This window comes from Streptomyces sp. NBC_00554, from assembly GCF_041431135.1.
Classification (GTDB): Bacteria; Actinomycetota; Actinomycetes; order Streptomycetales; family Streptomycetaceae; genus Streptomyces.
The window spans coordinates 702450-717752 of the sequence record NZ_CP107799.1 but is presented as its reverse complement, the minus strand read 5'-3'; the positions used below and the strand labels follow the sequence as shown (position 1 = coordinate 717752).

Genomic DNA, 15303 nt, shown 5'->3' with positions numbered 1-15303 from the left:
GTGTCTGATCCGGCCGGGAATCAGCCGCAGGTTCTGACGGAACGTCGACCTTACGGAAGGGTTCACCAACATGGCGCAGGAAGTACGGGGCGTGATCGCACCGGGCAAGAACGAGCCGGTGCGTGTCGAGACCATCGTCGTGCCGGATCCGGGGCCGGGCGAGGCCGTCGTACAGATCCAGGCATGCGGGGTCTGTCACACCGACCTGCATTACAAACAGGGCGGCATCAGCGACGACTTCCCGTTCCTGCTCGGCCATGAGGCGGCGGGCGTGGTCGAGTCGGTCGGCGCGGGCGTCACGGACGTCGAGCCCGGCGACTTCGTCATCCTCAACTGGCGTGCGGTGTGCGGGAATTGTCGTGCGTGTCTGCGCGGGCGGCCCTGGTACTGCTTCAACACGCACAACGCCAAGCAGAAGATGACGCTCACGGACGGCACCGAGCTGTCCCCGGCCCTGGGCATCGGCGCCTTCGCGGAGAAGACCCTGGTCGCCGCCGGCCAGTGCACCAAGGTCGACCCGGCCGTGTCTCCCGCGGTGGCCGGGCTCCTCGGCTGCGGCGTGATGGCCGGCATCGGCGCGGCGATCAACACCGGGAACGTCGGCCGGGGCGACTCGGTCGCCGTCATCGGCTGCGGAGGCGTCGGCAACGCGGCGATCGCCGGGTCCCGCCTCGCCGGAGCGGCGAAGATCATCGCCGTCGACATCGACGACCGGAAGCTGACCACCGCGTCGAAGATCGGCGCCACGCACACTGTCAACTCCGCCCAGACCGACCCCGTGGAGGCGATCCGCGAGCTCACGGGCGGCTTCGGTGCCGACGTCGTCATCGAGGCGGTGGGCCGCCCGGAGACGTACAAGCAGGCCTTCTACGCCCGTGACCTCGCGGGCACGGTCGTCCTCGTCGGCGTACCGACCCCCGAGATGAAGCTCGAACTGCCGCTGCTCGACGTCTTCGGACGCGGCGGAGCGCTCAAGTCGTCCTGGTACGGCGACTGCCTGCCCTCCCGCGACTTCCCGATGCTGATCGACCTGCATCTGCAAGGGCGCCTGGACCTGGGTGCGTTCGTGACCGAGACGATCGCCCTGGACGCGGTGGAGCCCGCCTTCGAGCGGATGCACCACGGCGACGTGCTGCGTTCGGTGGTGGTGCTCTGATGACCGCGCGTATCGAGCACCTCGTCACCTCCGGCACGTTCTCGCTCGACGGCGGCACCTGGGACGTCGACAACAACGTGTGGATCGTCGGAAACGATCACGAGGCGATCGTGATCGACGCCGCCCACGACGCCGACGCCATCGCCGAGGCGATCGGCGACCGGCGCCTCCTGGCCATCGTGTGCACACACGCTCACAACGATCACATCGACGCCGCTCCCGCCCTCGCGGAGCGCACCGGCGCCACCATCTGGCTCCACCCCGACGATCTGCCGCTGTGGAAGCAGACCCACCCCGACCGCCTCCCCGACGCCTGGCTCCAGGACGGCCAGGTGATCGAGGCGGCCGGCGCCGACCTGAGAGTCCTGCACACTCCGGGACACGCTCCGGGCGCGGTCTGCCTGTACGACCCGGGCCTGGGCACCGTCTTCACCGGCGACACGCTCTTCCAGGGCGGCCCGGGAGCCACCGGGCGCTCCTACTCCCACTTCCCGACGATCGTCGACTCGATCCGCGACCGGCTGCTCACCCTCCCGGCCGACACGACCGTTCGTACGGGACACGGTGACTCGACCACTATCGGAGCCGAGGCCCCGCACCTGGAGGAGTGGATCGCGCGCGGTCACTGACCCGCGCGGCAATGCCCCAGACGCGCCGGAGAAAGACGACAGGAGATGTCCGGCTTCCGCGGGACCCTCGTAGGGACGCATGCGTGAAGGCATCGCGTGAGCTCTACGAGCACGGAGGTCGGACATGTCGGGGCCGCAGCAGAACACGTTGGAAGGCAAGGTCGCACTCGTCGCCGGGGCGACACGGGGCGCGGGTCGCGGGATCGCCGTGGAGCTCGGCGCGGCCGGTGCCACCGTTTACGTGACCGGCCGCAGCACGCGCGGGAAGCGTTCGGAGTACGACCGTCCCGAGACCATCGAGGACACCGCGGAGCTGGTCACGGCGGCGGGAGGCCGCGGTATCGCGGTCCCCACCGACCATCTGGTCCCGTCCGAGGTCGAGGCCCTGGTCGCCCGCATCGCGGACGAACAGGGCCGCCTCGACGTCCTCGTCAATGACATCTGGGGCGGCGAGACGCTCTTCGAGTGGGACTCGACGGTCTGGGAACACGACCTCGACAAGGGCCTCAAGCTGCTGCGCCTCGCCGTCGAGACGCACGCGATCACCAACCACCACGCGCTGCCCCTGCTGCTGCGCAACCCCGGCGGCCTGGTCGTCGAGATGACCGACGGCACCGCCGAGTACAACCGGAACACCTACCGCGTCTCGTTCTTCTACGACCTCGCCAAGTCCTCGGTCCTGCGCATGGCGTTCGCGCTGGGACACGAACTGGGCCCGCGTGGAGCCACCGCGGTCGCGCTCACCCCCGGCTGGCTGCGCTCGGAGATGATGCTCGAGAACTTCGGCGTGACGGAGGAGAACTGGCGCGACGCCCTGGAGCGCGTCCCGCACTTCGGCATCTCCGAGACACCCTTCTACGTGGGCCGCGCCGTCGCCGCGCTGGCAGCCGACCCGGACGTCGCCCGCTGGAACGGCGACTCGCTCTCCAGCGGACAACTCGCCCAGGTGTACGGCTTCACCGACCGCGACGGCAGCCGCCCGGACGCCTGGCGCTACATGGTCGAGGTCCAGGACGTCGGCAAGGCGGCGGACGCGACGGGCTACCGCTGAGGTCATCCGCGTCCAGGGGGCGGCGGGATCTCCCACCGCGCCGAGTGGCCAGGTGGAAGGGCCAGATCCCTGCGGACCGCCGAGTAGTACTCCTCGCGCCCGGCGCGCTGACGGTCCAGCAGGACCTGCCATGCCTCCGGATCGCGGACACGTTCGCTCAGGAACCGCTCCATGTCGATGACCGAGAGGACCCAGACACGCGCCTTGTCCACCACCTCCTGCGTGCCGAGCAGCAACAGCGTCTCGCCCGCCGGATCGCGGCCGACGGTCGCTTCGGCCAGGAGGGGAGCGGCATCCTCGGGGGACAGAGGGTGCGGGTGGGGGTCGTTCCCGAGGTGGGCGGCGATGCGGTACGTCAGAGTGACGGCCTTCTTGAGGGCCGTCGCGTAGTCCGAGTACACCGCGAGCCGCCGCTCCTCCCAGCGAGCCGCCTGTTCGCGACGGAACCGGACCTGCTCGCCCCGCATGACGGCCAGATACGAGCCGAGGGCGCCGACGACCACGCCGATCAGCGCCGGTAGTTGTTGTATGAACGCGGACATGGGCGCACGTTATCTGTCGCCGTGACGATCACGGCACTACCGTCCGTCCCATGACTGCGATGAGGCGTTTCGAGGGCTATGGGGTACTGATCACCGGCGCGGCCCGAGGCATCGGTGCGGCCACCGCCCGCAGGCTGGCCGAGGAAGGCGCCCAGGTGCTCGTCACGGACGTGGACCTGGCCGAGGCGGAGAAGACGGCGGCGGCGATCCGCGAACTGGGCGCGCGGGCCGAGGCGTTCACGTGCGACGTGGGGGAGCGGGCCTCGGTGGAAGCGGCCGTGGCGCACGCCGTGGACACCTTCGGCTCGCTCGATGTGCTGGTCAACAACGCGTACGGCTGCACCCCCGACGCCCCGCTCTTCGAGGACGAGCCCGACGAGGTGTGGGCCCGCGACCTCGACCTCACCCTGACCGGCGCGTACCGCTGCTCCCGCGCGGCCCTCCCTCACCTGGTGGCCTCGGGCCGCGGCGCAATCGTCAGCATCGGCTCGGTCAACGGCCTCCAGGACTTCGGCAACCACGCCTACAGCGCCGCCAAGGCAGGGCTGGTGTCCCTCACCCGCACCCTGGCCGGGCACGCCGCCCCGCGCGGTGTACGCGTCAACCTGGTGGCACCGGGCACGGTCCGCACCACGGCGTGGGAAGGCCGCGACGCTGATCTCGAAGTGGCGAGCGGGCTGTATCCACTGGGACGGGTCGGTGAGCCGGAGGACATCGCGGCCGCCGTCGCCTTCCTCGCCTCCCGTGACGCTGCCTGGATCACCGGGACGACACTGTGCGTAGACGGCGGCCTGCTGGCGGTCAACACCGGTTTCCGGCAGGCGGTCCGGCAGCGGGGCGACTCCTGAGGCCGTCTCTCTCAAGGCCGTCCGATACGGCTGTGCAGCTGGAGCGCGTCGAACACGCGGTCCGTATCGGCCTCGGACGTACGCCAGTTGCTGAACGCCGCCCGCAGCGCGTGCGTTCCGTCGTAGAACGTCGGAGTCACGAAGGCCTCGCCGGAGGCGGCGATCGCGCGGGCCAGCCCGTGCACCCGCTCCTTGCCCGGATCATCGGCGAGGGTGAAGCACACGACGTTGAGCCGGACCGGCGCCAGGAGCCTCAACCGCGGCTCCTGAGTGATGCGTTCGCCCAGGTGCCGGGCGAGCGAAACGTTCCGCTCGACGATCTCGCGGTGCCCCTCCCGTCCGTAAGCCGTGAGCGCGAACCAGGCAGGCAGGGCACGCAGCCGACGCGAGTTCTCCGGTGTGAGGTGGACGAAGTCGGGGTCGCCGGTCGGCGGACCGAGGTAGGGCGAGGAGTTGTGGAAGACCCGCACCTGGAGGTCCTGGCGGCGGGTGAACTGGACGGCCGCGTCGTAGGGGACGTTGAGCCACTTGTGCAGGTCGACACAGACGGAGTCGGCCGCGTCGATGCCCTCGACGAGATGTGCGTACGAGGGTGACAGCGCGGCGAAGCCACCGAACGCGGCGTCCACGTGCAGCCAGAAGTCGTACCGCTCCTTGAGCGCGGCGATGGCCCGCAGGTCGTCGAAGTCGACGGTGTTCACGGTCCCGGCGTTCGCGACGACGATCGCCGGGCGACCGCCGAGGGCGTCGAGGGCGGCGGCCAGCCGCTCGACATCGATCGCCTCGCGATTCCCGGACAGCAGGGGTACCGGGCGCAACCGGTCGCGCCCGATGCCGAGCACGGACAGCGCCTTGGTGATGCTGGAGTGCGGACTGCCGGACAGCACCTCGACCGGACCGAGCGCGCCGACTCCCTCCTCCGACACGGACACACCCTGGCGCTCGCCGAGCCACTCCCGCCCGATGGCCAGCCCGACCGTGTTGGACGCGGTCGCCCCGGTCACGAAGGCACCGCTGTGCCCCTCGCTCAGCCCGAACAGCTCGCGCAGCCAGCCCAGGGTCTCGTGCTCCAGAGCGGTCGCGGAGGAGTCCCCGCCCCCGGCCGCGTTCTGGTCGTACGCACTGGTCAGCCAGTCCCCGGTGAGCGCGGCCGGCGTCGCGCCACCGGTGACGAAGCCGAGATAGCGCGGGCCCGCGGAGCCGGAGAAGCCCGGAGCCCAGCGCTCGGCGAAGCGGGCCAAGGCGCCTTCGGCGCCGGTTCCCCGCGCCGGAAGGGGCTCGAGGTCGGGCGCCTTGCCGAGGTGGGCCACGGGACGGTCGTCCACCCCGCTCACCTCGCGGGCGGCGAAGTCGCGGGCGGACTGGAGGAGTTCGGGGAGCCGGGCGAGGTCCTCGGCGAGTGTGCGGTCCATGGCGGCAGCGTAGGCGGACGGCACGCGAAAATCCTGGTCCACTTGGGGGAAACTGGACCAATGCAGAGAGGATTCGCCGCCGCGCTCGGCAACTGGCGCACCAAGGAAGGACCGCTGGCCCGGTCGCTGGCCACCGCCGTACGCGAGGCCGTGGTCGACGGCCGTATCCCCGCCGGGACCCGGCTGCCGTCCGAGCGAGAGCTCGCCTTCGCCCTGGAGCTCAGCCGCGGCACCGTGGTCACGGCCCTCACCCGGCTGCGGGACGACGGCTGGCTGCACACCCGGCACGGCAGCGGAAGCGTCGTACGCCTGCCCGCGCGCCTCACCGAGCGCACCACCCCCTGGTCCCTGGACCGGGGCGGCGCAGGCGACGCGGACCTCGACCTGACCCTCGCCGTCACGGCGGCACCCCACGAGGCCTACCTCGCCGCACTGGGCCGGGCCGTCGAGCGCAGCGCGGCCCTCCTCGTCGACTCGGGCGTCGCGACCGCGGGACTGCCCCGGCTGCGCGAACTCCTCGCCGAGCGTTACACGCGCTCGGGCCTGGCCACCCGCCCCGAGCAGATCCTGGTCACCTCCGGCGCACAGGCCGCGCTGACACTCCTCGTCGACCGGCTCCACACGGACCGCCGCTCACCGGTCGTCGTGGAGAGCCCCACCTACCCGGGCGCCCTCGCCATCCTGCGCCGCCGCCGGGCCCGCCTGCTGCCGGTGCCGGTGCCCGCCGCGCACGGCTGGGACACAGAACGGCTCGCCGAGACCGTACGGGCGAACGGTCCCCAACTCGCCTACCTCATCCCGGACTTCCACAATCCCACCGGCGCCCACATGACCGCCCCGACCCGGGCGGCGGTCGCCGCCCTCGCGGAACGGCATGCGCTGACCGTCGTCGTCGACGAGACGATGCGCGACCTGGACCTGCGGACGCCGCCCGGCACCGAGCCCCATCTGTCCGGTGCCCGGGTGATCCAGATCGGCTCGGCGAGCAAGGTGCTGTGGAGCGGACTGCGGGTCGGCTGGATCAGGGCGAGCGCGGACCTCGTACGCGAGGTACTGCGCAACCCGCTGCAGGCGCAGCTCTCGCCACCACCGCTGGAGCAACTGATCGCCGCCGAGCTGCTGGGCGACGGTGACGGAGGCGGCGACGGCCTGGACGCCGTCCTCGCCGACCGCCGTGCCCGCCTGCGCCGGCAGCGCGACCACCTGGCGGGCCTGCTCGCGGGCACGGGATGGACGTACACCGTCCCGGACGGCGGACTGTCGCTCTGGCTGCACCTGGGTGAGCCGACCACGGCCACGGAGCTGGCGGCGCGCGCCGCGGGACGCGGGCTGGCCGTGTCGCCCGGTCCGCTGTTCGCGGCCGACCGGGCGAGCCTGGCCCACCATCTGCGGCTGCCGTTCACGGCGACGCCGGACGTGCTCACGCGGGCGGTGGCTCTGCTCACGGGCTGACCCACGGCGTCCACGGCGTCCACGGCATTCACATGGCAACCACGGATCGCCTGCTTCAGCTGCCTCCGCCGCGGCAATGTCACCGTTTCGTCGCAGCCTGACCAGCCCTACAACGCACAGCCCCCGACGCGGGTCTAGCAGTGAGACATCGCGAGACGTGCGAGAAGAACGCAAGGGAAAGGTCCGTCATGGGGGACATACGCAGACGCGGAGCAGTCGCGCTCGGCATCACCGGACTGGTGGCGCCGCTGACGCTCGCGCTGGGCGCGGGGCCCGCGCAGGCCGCGAGCTGTACGACGCAGGCAGGTCCGTATCAGAAGAAGGTGGAGAAGTTCCTCGGCCGCCCGGTCGACGGACGGCAGTCCACCGCCGACTGCAAGGCCATCCAGGCCTTCCAGAACAAGCACGGCATCACCCCGAACATCGGGTACGCGGGACCCGTGACCTGGGGTGTGATGGACCTGATGAACAAGCAGAAGGCCGTCGGCAACAAGCCCAACAAGGACGGCAAGTGCCCGGTCAACAAGGGCCGCATCGCCTGCGTCAACCTCACGCTTCAGATCAGCTGGATCCAGGACGGCAGCACGCTCGTCTACGGGCCGGTGCCGGTCCGCACGGGTCGCAACAACTATGAGACCCGCACCGGACTGAAGAAGATCTACTGGCGGGACATCGACCACGTCTCGAGCATCTACAACGTGCCCATGCCCTACAGCCAGTTCTTCGACGGCGGCCAGGCATTCCACTCGGTCGGCCTGAGCATGTGGAACCCGCCCGGCTCGCACGGCTGCGTCAACATGACCAAGACCACCGCCAAGAAGTACTGGTCGCTGCTGAAGAACGGCGACGACGTCTTCGTGTACGGCCGCAAGCCGGGCACCTGACCGGGCCCGGCCGACCGCTCGCCTCGCTAGAGCCGGATCAAGTCGCCGACCTGCTGGGGGAGAAGACGGATGAGTTCGTCCGTGCATTCCCCAGCAGTTCCGCGCAGGCGCGAGTGATGAGCTTCACGGTCCGTAATGTCTCCCGGCGTACCTTTACTCACATCGCCTTCACGTCAAGGTCCGTATGCTTCACACCATGTCCACCACTCCTGAAGCCGCCTCCGAGCGGTCCGCCGCCGAGGTCAACGAGGAGATCCGGGCCCTCTGGTTCCGCACCGGCGGGACGCTGAGCATGGACGAGCGGCGGGAGTACCAGCGGCTCGTCCTGGAGTGGGCGGAAGCCGCCCCGCACTCGCCCACCCGGGCTGCGTGACGAGCCGGCCTCGGCCCCTCTTCCCTCGACCCGCCCGCTGTGAGCCGGGTCACCCCCAACTCTGCGAGTACTGCCGCCGATAGCGGTTGCGGTCCTGCTCCGTGCGGATATAGCGGGTCGCCACCAGCGCGATGATGCTGCCCGCGATGACCAGGAGCCCCGGGCCCACGTTCCTGGGATCCGTGAGCCGCGCGATGAGCGTCCCGGCGGTGCCAGGGATGTCCACCGACTCGACCGCACCCGGTGCGGCGGAGCCCGGGGCGACTGCCGCGCCCTGCGAGGCCGCGGCGGACGGCGCGGCGGAGGCCTGGCCCGTGGGGCTGCTGGAGGCCTGAGGCTGTCCCACCAGGGTGACGCCGAGCTCGGCGAGGGCGGTGGTGACCGGCTGGAAGAACGTCGTGCCGCCCGAGGTGCAGTCACCGTTGCCGCCGGAGGTCACGCCCAGTGCGATGCCTTCGGAGAACAACGGGCCACCGCTGTCGCCCGGTTCGGCGCACACCGTGGTCTCGATGAGCCCGGAGACGGTGCCCTCCGGGTAGTTCACCGTCGCGTTCAACGCGGTTACCTGACCGTCGCGGAGTCCGCTGGTGCTGCCGCTGCGGAAGACCCGCTGGCCGACGGTCGGATCGGCGACGCCCGTGATCCGTACGCCCTGTCCGCCGCCGATGGCCACGATGTTGTCCCCCGGCGCCTTCCCGGTGTCGTACTGCACGAGGGAGTAGTCGTCACCGGGGAACGACGTGGTGATCGTCCGGCCCACCTGTTGTGTGCCCTGCTCGTCCGCGAACCACACGGAGCCGGCCGGCCCGCAGTGCCCGGCGGTGAGGATGAACTGGCCTTGCGGGGCGGTCACATTGAAGCCCGCCGAACAGCGTCCGCCCGTCGAGAGAAGAGCATCGGCGCCGTTCAGCCGCGTCGTGAACGTGCCCTCGGTCCGCTCCATGCGTACGGAGTCACCGATGCCCTCGGCCAGCGTCGTCATGCGCGACCAGTCGGAGGCGGAGACCGTGCTGTCGGCCCGCACCACCACCTCGTTGTTCTTGTAGTCCACGGCCCAGGCGGTGCCGGTCACCCGGGGCGCCGAACTCAGGATCTCCGTCGCGGACTTGAGGTCCTGCATGCTGTGGTCGACGACCTTGGGGCGGGCGCCCGCCTGCTTCACCTCGGCTGCCGCGCCCGTGTCGGTCACCGCGACGACCGGTTGTCCGTCGGCGGCGATCCAGCTGCCGGCCGTACGCGAGGTGCCCAGGGTGGAGACCAACTGGGCCCCTCTGTCAGCGGCGGCCTGGGTCGAACTCTCGCCGGCACGCGACGTCGCGGACGGTTCGCTCGCCATCGCGTGCGTCACCATCAGCCCTCCGCAGAGCAGCCCTCCGACGGCCGCGATACGCGCCCCCCGTTGGACGATCCGTCGTCGTGCGTGCCTCATCCATGGGCTCCCGAAGCCGAACACCGCGGCGTCTACCACCGCCGGGGGCTCCGGTCGAGAGCCCTCCCTTCATACGTGCGCCCGCGTCCAGGCGTTCACGGCCTCGTCCGACCCGTCAAGAACCCTCTGTCAGGAGCGAGTTCGGGCGGCCACCTCTTCCGGGGTCAGATACGCGTCGGTGTGCTCGAAGTCCCGCAGCGTTCCCTTGCGGCCGGCGAGGAAACCGGTGCGGACGAAGTCATCGCCCGCGACCGCGTTGAGGAACCAGTTGGCGCCGGTGCGGAAGCGGGCCGCGCCGGTGCGCAGCGCGAACAGGTGATAGCCGCGGGCCACGACCTGCGCGGGCACGCCCTTGAGGCCGATGCCGAGCGGCTTGGACACCGCGTCGTGGCCGCCCAGGTCGACGACGAGACCGAGGTCCTTGTGCTTGTACGGGGTGGTGGGCAGCCCGCGCAGCAGCGCCGTCAGGGTCTTCGCGGCGTGCCGTCCCTGCCGGGCGGCGTGCTGGGCGGTCGGCGCGCAGTACGAGCCGTCGCCCTTGACCAGGTCGGGCACGGCGGCCGCGTCCCCCAGGGCGAACACCCCGTCCAGGCCCGGCACCCGGAAATCGGCCTCGACGACGAGCCTGCCGCGTACCGTCTCGGCGCCCAGCGAGTCGACCAGCGGGCTCGCCGCCACACCGGCCGTCCACACCAGCGTCCGTGAGGGCAGCACCCGGCCGTCGGTGAGGGTGACCTTGTCCTCGGTGACGGAGGCGACCGACATTCCCAGGGAGATCTGCACCCCACGCCTGCTCAGCATGCGCAAGGCGCTCGTGCCCAGTTTGTCACCGAGCTCCGGCAGCAGCTTGGGAGCGACGTCGACCAGGTGCCACTTGATCAGGGCGGGGTCGAGACGCGGGTGGTACTGCTTGGCCGCCGCGGTGGTGAGCCGCTGCAGACAGGCCGCCGTCTCCGTGCCCGCGTAGCCGCCGCCGACCACCACGAACTGCAGCCGTGCCGCCCGCTCTTCCTCGTCCGAGGTGGCCGCCGCCAGGTCGAGTTGGGCGATCACGTGGTCACGCAGATACACGGCCTGGGACAGCGTTTTCATGCCGCGCGCCTCGTCGGCGAGGCCGGGGATGTCGAAGGTGCGGGTCACGCTGCCCGGCGTGAGCACCAGGTAGTCGTACGACAGGTCGACGAGCTCACCGGTGATCTTGCGTACGACGCAGATCTTGGCCGCCGGATCCACGCCGATCACCCCGCCAGGCACCAGCTCGGTGCGGCGCAGGATCCGGCGCAGCGAGGGTGCCACCGACTGAGGGGTGATGACACCGGCGGCGACCTGCGGGAGCAGCGGCAGGTAGAGCTGGTAGTTGTTCGGGCTGACCAGGGTGATCCGGGCGTCGGCGGGGGCGAGCGCTCGCTCGAGCCCCCGTGCGGTCTCGACCCCGGCGAATCCGCCGCCGACGATCACTATGTTCGGTGCGTCCATCCCAGCAGCCTCTCTCCCTGTGCCGACAGCGCGGCCCGCCGACCGCGAGCCCAGGCTCACACGGGACGAGCGCGCCTGCCACCCCGCACCGGAGCAGGGAGATCGTTGCCGCGAATTTGTCTACCGAGGAGTAACTTTTGCTTCCCCTCGCGTACATCATGGGGCGTGACCATGACAGGAGCGGCGAGGGGCGAGGCTCCCTCGCCGCTCCGATGCGAGAAGGGGACGGATATGACAGGACGCGGTGTGGGGCGCCGGATAGGCGCGGTGTCGGCGGTCGTGGCGCTGGGGATCGGGGGGACGGTCACCGCCGCGGGGACCGCCGCCGCGGCACCGGTCCAGGCCGTGGCGAGCGTGACGGCGGCGCAGGCCGACGTCGACTACGCCACCTGGCAGAAGGACGTCCAGGCCGTCATCGACCAGGCCACGCCCTACGTCGGGCAGCGCACCGCGCAGGCCGGCGGGCAGAAGCTCGCCGTCGTCTTCGACATCGACAACACCACGCTGGAGACGGACTTCCACCCCTGGTACGTGCTCCCCACGCCGGCGGTCAAGCCCTCCCTGGCGCTCGCCAAGTACGCGAAGTCGCGCGGCGTCGCCGTCTTCTTCGTCACCGCGCGCCCGGGCATCATCTACAGCCTGACGAAGTCCAACCTGACGTCCGTGGGCTACCCGGTCGACGGCCTCTACGTCCGTGATCTGCCGGACCTGTTCGCCGAGGTCAGCGCGTACAAGACCGGCAAGCGTACGGAGATCGAGGCCCAGGGCTACACGATCATCGCCAACGTCGGCAACAACGACACCGACCTCGTCGGCGGCCACGCCGAGCGCACCTTCAAACTGCCCGACTACGACGGTCAGCTGTCCTGACCCCGACTGCTTACACTTCCGCCATGGACGAGGCCTCGCTGGACAAGCTCGGTTCGGGCAAGTATCTGCTCATCACCAGCTACCGCAAGAACGGCACGGCAGTCGCGACGCCCGTGTGGGTGGTGAGGGACGGCGAGGTGCTCGGCGCGTGGACGCCCGCGGACAGCTGGAAGGTGAAGCGGATCCGCAACCGGGCCGATGTCCTGGTGGGTCCGTGCGACGTGCGTGGCAGGCCGACGGGCGACCAGATCCCGGCCACGGCTGAGATCCTCGACGCGGGCGAAACCGCCCACTACCGTCAGCTGATCGCCCGCAAGTACGGCATCTTCGGCCGTCTCAGCCTCTTCGGTAGCCGCCTGCGACGCGGGGTGTCCGGAACGGCGGGCATCCGTATCACCCTGGCCCCCTGACTCACGCGCGCGTACGGGAGCCCGGCGTGGACCAGGCCCCCGTACGCACCGCGTCTACGCGTAGAACGGCCCCGGAGTGCTCCAGATCGTCGTACCGAAGACGTTCGCGTCATCGATGAAGATGTTCACGTTGGTGACCTTGAGGCCGTACTGGGTCGCGGTCATGCCCTCGGGGCAATTCACCTGCACGGCCGGGAAGTTGACGAAGAACGGCGGACCGTAGTCCTGGTCGGGGTAGCGCGCCAACTGACCGAGCAGCCAATTGCTGTCCGGCTCGTAGTACACCCCCGACAACGGCATCTGTTCGGTGCGTACGACGAAACTCGTGCCGTGGTCGAAGGTTCCGTCGGGCCGCAGACAGCCGAAGGTGCGCGCGGTGTCCGCGGACGCGCTGAAGTAGCCCCCGGTGCTGGGGAGTCCGGCCAGATAGCCGGGCTGGCTGCGCACGTTGTGGAGGGTGACGCCGAGACTGAAGCCGCCACAGCCGGGCGTCGGGTTGTAGTCGTGGTAGATGAGCTGGCACTTGCGAGGTCCGAAGGCCGCGTTCGGGTCGGGATTGTAGGGCTGCGGCACCACAGCCCCGTGGAACCTGACAGTCGCCGAGATGCCCCCGTCGGTGGGCGCCGGGATCTCGACACTGGTGTCGGCCTGGGCGGAGCCCGGCCCGGCCAGGACGAGAACGGCCCCCGCGAACAACGCGAGGGCCAGTCTGCCCAGCACTCTGGGCACACGCTTGCTCCTCATGTGAAAAATCCCCCCTCGTGCACGTGGTGCACACACATGAATAGTGGCAGGTACACGCTATAGACCCCTGAGTCCCTCATCCGGCAATCGCCCCAACACTCACAAACGGAGCGTGCGTTGGTCGTTCCCCGAAGCCGGCCATCAAGTACGTGCCCGTGATCCACGGCACCGGCCCCGGTCGCGCCCCCGCCGGACCGCCCCTGGCACACTGCCACCTGTTCGTACTTCAACATCGGGCGGTGGGGCGGGTGCGCTCGCAGGACGTGCAGGAGCGGCCGGACGTCGCGGTGGTCGTGGCGGCGCGGGCCGGTGACCGGCAGGCGCTGGAGCAGCTCGTGCGGGGCTGGCTGCCGTTGGTCTACAACATCGTCGGGCGGGCCCTTGACGGCCACAGCGATGTCGACGACGTGGTCCAGGAGACCATGCTGCGGGCGCTGGACGGGCTGCCTGGCCTGGCGGAACCCGAGCGGTTCCGGTCATGGCTTGTCGCCATCGCCGTACGGCAGGTCCGTGACCGGTGGCGTGGCGGACAGTCCCGTCCGCAGCCGAGCCTGCCCGAGGACCTGGCCCAGGAGGTGGATCCGCAGGCCGACTTCGCCGATCTGGCGATCCTCCGGCTGGCCCTTTCGGGACAGCGCCGTGAGGCGGCGGAGGCGACGCGCTGGCTGGAGGACGAGGAGCGCGAGGTGCTGTCGCTGTGGTGGATGGAGGCGGCCGGTGAACTGAGCCGCGCCGATCTGGCGGCGGCCTGCGACCTCACGCCGCAGCACACCGCGGTACGGGTGCAGCGGGTCAAGGAACGGCTGGAGTCCGCGCGCGCCGTTGTGCGTGCCCTTGCCGCCTCGCCGCGCTGCACGGAGCTGTCGGCCCTGCTGCCCTCGTGGGACGGCCGGCCGTCCGCTCAGTGGCGCAAGCGGCTGGCTCGCCACGTCCGTGAGTGCCCGCAGTGCCTGTTCAGCACCTCCGAGCTGATACCGGCCGAAGGGCTGCTGGGCGGATTCGCGCTGGTGCCGGTGCCGATCGGCCTGGCAGGCCTGGTGCTGACCGAGCTGCTGCCCGCGGGCTCGGCGGCCGGGGCGGCGGCCGGCGGTGCCGCGCAGGGGTCGGGCGGAACAGGGCAAGTGGCCCGGCTGCTCGGCCGGTTGGCGGCCAAGCCGGTGGCGGTGGTGACCGCGGGAGCGGTGGTGCTCGCGGGCGGGGGAGTCGCCTGGTACGCCGCCACGCACTCCGAGACACCCGGGCGAGAGCCCGCGGCCGTGGCCCCGGCACCGCCTGCCGCCTCGTCCGCCACAACGACACCGTCGGTCTCCGCGACGCCGTCGCCCACTCCCACTTCAACCCCGTCGCGTACCGCCGCGACGCGGCTCTCGGGCCCCCACGCCCTGCGGTCTGTCGACGCCTCCGGCCGTTATGTGAGCCAGTCGGGCGACCTCGGCGTCCTCGAACCGGTCGGCTCCGCGAGCTCCGCGCTCACCCGGCAGGACGCCACGTTCACCTTCGTCGCCGGGCTCGCGGACTCCGACTGCTACTCGCTCAGGGACGCCACGGGCAGATACCTGAGGCACTACGCCTTCCGTATCCGACTGGACGCCAACGACGGGTCCGCCATCTTCCAGAAGGACGCGACCTTCTGCCCCCGTTCCGGCTCGGCCGACGGGTCGCTCTCCCTGGAGTCGTACAACTACCCCGGCCGCTACCTCCGCCACCGCGACAACCTCGAGCTCTGGCTCGACCCCGACGAGGAGACCGCCGCGTACCGCGCCAGCAGCTCGTTCGTCGTCGCCGCACCCTGGACCTGACCTTGCCCGGCAGGGGAGTTGGCCGGATGTGTTCTGCGTGAAGCGTTGACTAGAAAGCGCTTACCCCCTACGTTTCCCGTTCAGCGACATGACCCGCGTGTGACATCTCGTATACGAGACATCAGATCTCCGAGCCGCACAACCTGGGCAAGTGGGCCTCCCGGGCCCTTTTGAATCCTCGTACGGATGTCGCCGTGTGCCGCACGCGATTCAACATGGCGAACATCG

At 70.6% G+C, this 15303-nt stretch carries 15 protein-coding genes; 10 read left to right on the top strand and 5 right to left on the bottom strand.

The window, feature by feature from the left end:
* The first annotated feature begins 70 nt into the window (after positions 1-70).
* The 3 genes from OG266_RS03345 to OG266_RS03335 all read left to right on the top strand — a co-directional run bounded on the left by OG266_RS03345 (position 71) and on the right by OG266_RS03335 (position 2836).
* The gene (locus tag OG266_RS03345) at positions 71-1156 is read left to right on the top strand and encodes an S-(hydroxymethyl)mycothiol dehydrogenase (RefSeq protein WP_266471681.1); all 1086 of its coding nucleotides are present in this window, start codon (positions 71-73) and stop codon (positions 1154-1156) included.
* Positions 1156-1785: an MBL fold metallo-hydrolase gene (locus OG266_RS03340; protein ID WP_371542516.1), complete on the top strand. Its 630-nt coding sequence runs from the start codon at positions 1156-1158 to the stop codon at positions 1783-1785. Before OG266_RS03345 ends, OG266_RS03340 begins: the two co-directional genes overlap by 1 nt.
* Positions 1786-1909: 124 nt before the next feature.
* Positions 1910-2836: an SDR family oxidoreductase gene (locus tag OG266_RS03335; protein ID WP_371542513.1), complete on the top strand. Its 927-nt coding sequence runs from the start codon at positions 1910-1912 to the stop codon at positions 2834-2836.
* 2 nt (positions 2837-2838) lie between these two features.
* Here the strand turns inward: OG266_RS03335 and OG266_RS03330 are convergent, their stop codons facing one another.
* A complete protein-coding gene (locus OG266_RS03330; protein WP_371542510.1) occupies positions 2839-3378 on the bottom strand; it encodes a hypothetical protein in 540 nt (179 codons plus the stop codon).
* Positions 3379-3428: 50 nt separating this feature from the next.
* Between OG266_RS03330 and OG266_RS03325 the strand changes: the two genes are divergently transcribed.
* Positions 3429-4226 (top strand): SDR family NAD(P)-dependent oxidoreductase, encoded by a 798-nt coding sequence (locus OG266_RS03325; protein WP_371542507.1) that lies wholly within the window; start codon positions 3429-3431, stop codon positions 4224-4226.
* Between the two features lie 11 nt (positions 4227-4237).
* Here the strand turns inward: OG266_RS03325 and OG266_RS03320 are convergent, their stop codons facing one another.
* The gene (locus OG266_RS03320) at positions 4238-5638 is read right to left on the bottom strand and encodes an aspartate aminotransferase family protein (protein WP_371542504.1); all 1401 of its coding nucleotides are present in this window, start codon (positions 5636-5638) and stop codon (positions 4238-4240) included.
* A gap of 60 nt (positions 5639-5698) precedes the next feature.
* Between OG266_RS03320 and OG266_RS03315 the strand changes: the two genes are divergently transcribed.
* From OG266_RS03315 to OG266_RS03305, 3 genes are all read left to right on the top strand, one after another.
* Positions 5699-7090 (top strand): PLP-dependent aminotransferase family protein, encoded by a 1392-nt coding sequence (locus OG266_RS03315; protein WP_371542501.1) that lies wholly within the window; start codon positions 5699-5701, stop codon positions 7088-7090.
* A gap of 188 nt (positions 7091-7278) precedes the next feature.
* On the top strand, positions 7279-7974 hold the full coding sequence (locus OG266_RS03310; protein ID WP_266471662.1) for a L,D-transpeptidase family protein: 696 nt from the start codon (positions 7279-7281) through the stop codon (positions 7972-7974).
* A 184-nt stretch (positions 7975-8158) separates the two neighbouring features.
* Complete coding sequence (locus OG266_RS03305) at positions 8159-8347, top strand: hypothetical protein (protein ID WP_266471659.1); 189 nt, start codon at positions 8159-8161, stop codon at positions 8345-8347.
* Positions 8348-8396: 49 nt separating this feature from the next.
* Here OG266_RS03305 and OG266_RS03300 read toward each other — a convergent pair whose 3' ends face one another.
* Complete coding sequence (locus OG266_RS03300; RefSeq protein ID WP_371542498.1) at positions 8397-9776, bottom strand: S1 family peptidase; 1380 nt, start codon at positions 9774-9776, stop codon at positions 8397-8399.
* Positions 9777-9905: 129 nt separating this feature from the next.
* A complete protein-coding gene (locus tag OG266_RS03295) occupies positions 9906-11252 on the bottom strand; it encodes an NAD(P)/FAD-dependent oxidoreductase (RefSeq protein WP_371542495.1) in 1347 nt (448 codons plus the stop codon).
* Positions 11253-11483: 231 nt separating this feature from the next.
* On the opposite strand from OG266_RS03295, the gene OG266_RS03290 reads away from it, so the two are divergent.
* Both OG266_RS03290 and OG266_RS03285 read left to right on the top strand, forming a co-directional pair.
* Positions 11484-12122, top strand: coding sequence for an HAD family acid phosphatase (locus tag OG266_RS03290; RefSeq protein ID WP_371542492.1), 639 nt, complete (start codon positions 11484-11486; stop codon positions 12120-12122).
* 23 nt (positions 12123-12145) lie between these two features.
* A complete protein-coding gene (locus OG266_RS03285) occupies positions 12146-12532 on the top strand; it encodes a PPOX class F420-dependent oxidoreductase (RefSeq protein ID WP_371542489.1) in 387 nt (128 codons plus the stop codon).
* A gap of 54 nt (positions 12533-12586) precedes the next feature.
* Here OG266_RS03285 and OG266_RS03280 read toward each other — a convergent pair whose 3' ends face one another.
* Positions 12587-13261, bottom strand: a complete 675-nt coding sequence (locus OG266_RS03280) for a hypothetical protein (protein WP_371542487.1) — start codon at positions 13259-13261, stop codon at positions 12587-12589.
* A gap of 254 nt (positions 13262-13515) precedes the next feature.
* Here OG266_RS03280 and OG266_RS03275 point away from each other — a divergent pair, with 254 nt between their 5' ends.
* Entirely contained in the window at positions 13516-15075 is a 1560-nt protein-coding gene (locus tag OG266_RS03275) for a sigma-70 family RNA polymerase sigma factor (protein ID WP_371542484.1), read from the top strand.
* The last annotated feature ends 228 nt before the right edge of the window (positions 15076-15303 follow it).

Coding starts and splice junctions, on each gene's coding strand:
- OG266_RS03345 (WP_266471681.1), top strand. CDS start 71: ATGGCGCAGGAAGTACGGGGCGTGATCGCACCGGGCAAGAACGAGCCG.
- OG266_RS03340 (WP_371542516.1), top strand. CDS start 1,156: ATGACCGCGCGTATCGAGCACCTCGTCACCTCCGGCACGTTCTCGCTC.
- OG266_RS03335 (WP_371542513.1), top strand. CDS start 1,910: ATGTCGGGGCCGCAGCAGAACACGTTGGAAGGCAAGGTCGCACTCGTC.
- OG266_RS03330 (WP_371542510.1), bottom strand. CDS start 3,378: ATGTCCGCGTTCATACAACAACTACCGGCGCTGATCGGCGTGGTCGTC.
- OG266_RS03325 (WP_371542507.1), top strand. CDS start 3,429: ATGACTGCGATGAGGCGTTTCGAGGGCTATGGGGTACTGATCACCGGC.
- OG266_RS03320 (WP_371542504.1), bottom strand. CDS start 5,638: ATGGACCGCACACTCGCCGAGGACCTCGCCCGGCTCCCCGAACTCCTC.
- OG266_RS03315 (WP_371542501.1), top strand. CDS start 5,699: ATGCAGAGAGGATTCGCCGCCGCGCTCGGCAACTGGCGCACCAAGGAA.
- OG266_RS03310 (WP_266471662.1), top strand. CDS start 7,279: ATGGGGGACATACGCAGACGCGGAGCAGTCGCGCTCGGCATCACCGGA.
- OG266_RS03305 (WP_266471659.1), top strand. CDS start 8,159: ATGCTTCACACCATGTCCACCACTCCTGAAGCCGCCTCCGAGCGGTCC.
- OG266_RS03300 (WP_371542498.1), bottom strand. CDS start 9,776: ATGAGGCACGCACGACGACGGATCGTCCAACGGGGGGCGCGTATCGCG.
- OG266_RS03295 (WP_371542495.1), bottom strand. CDS start 11,252: ATGGACGCACCGAACATAGTGATCGTCGGCGGCGGATTCGCCGGGGTC.
- OG266_RS03290 (WP_371542492.1), top strand. CDS start 11,484: ATGACAGGACGCGGTGTGGGGCGCCGGATAGGCGCGGTGTCGGCGGTC.
- OG266_RS03285 (WP_371542489.1), top strand. CDS start 12,146: ATGGACGAGGCCTCGCTGGACAAGCTCGGTTCGGGCAAGTATCTGCTC.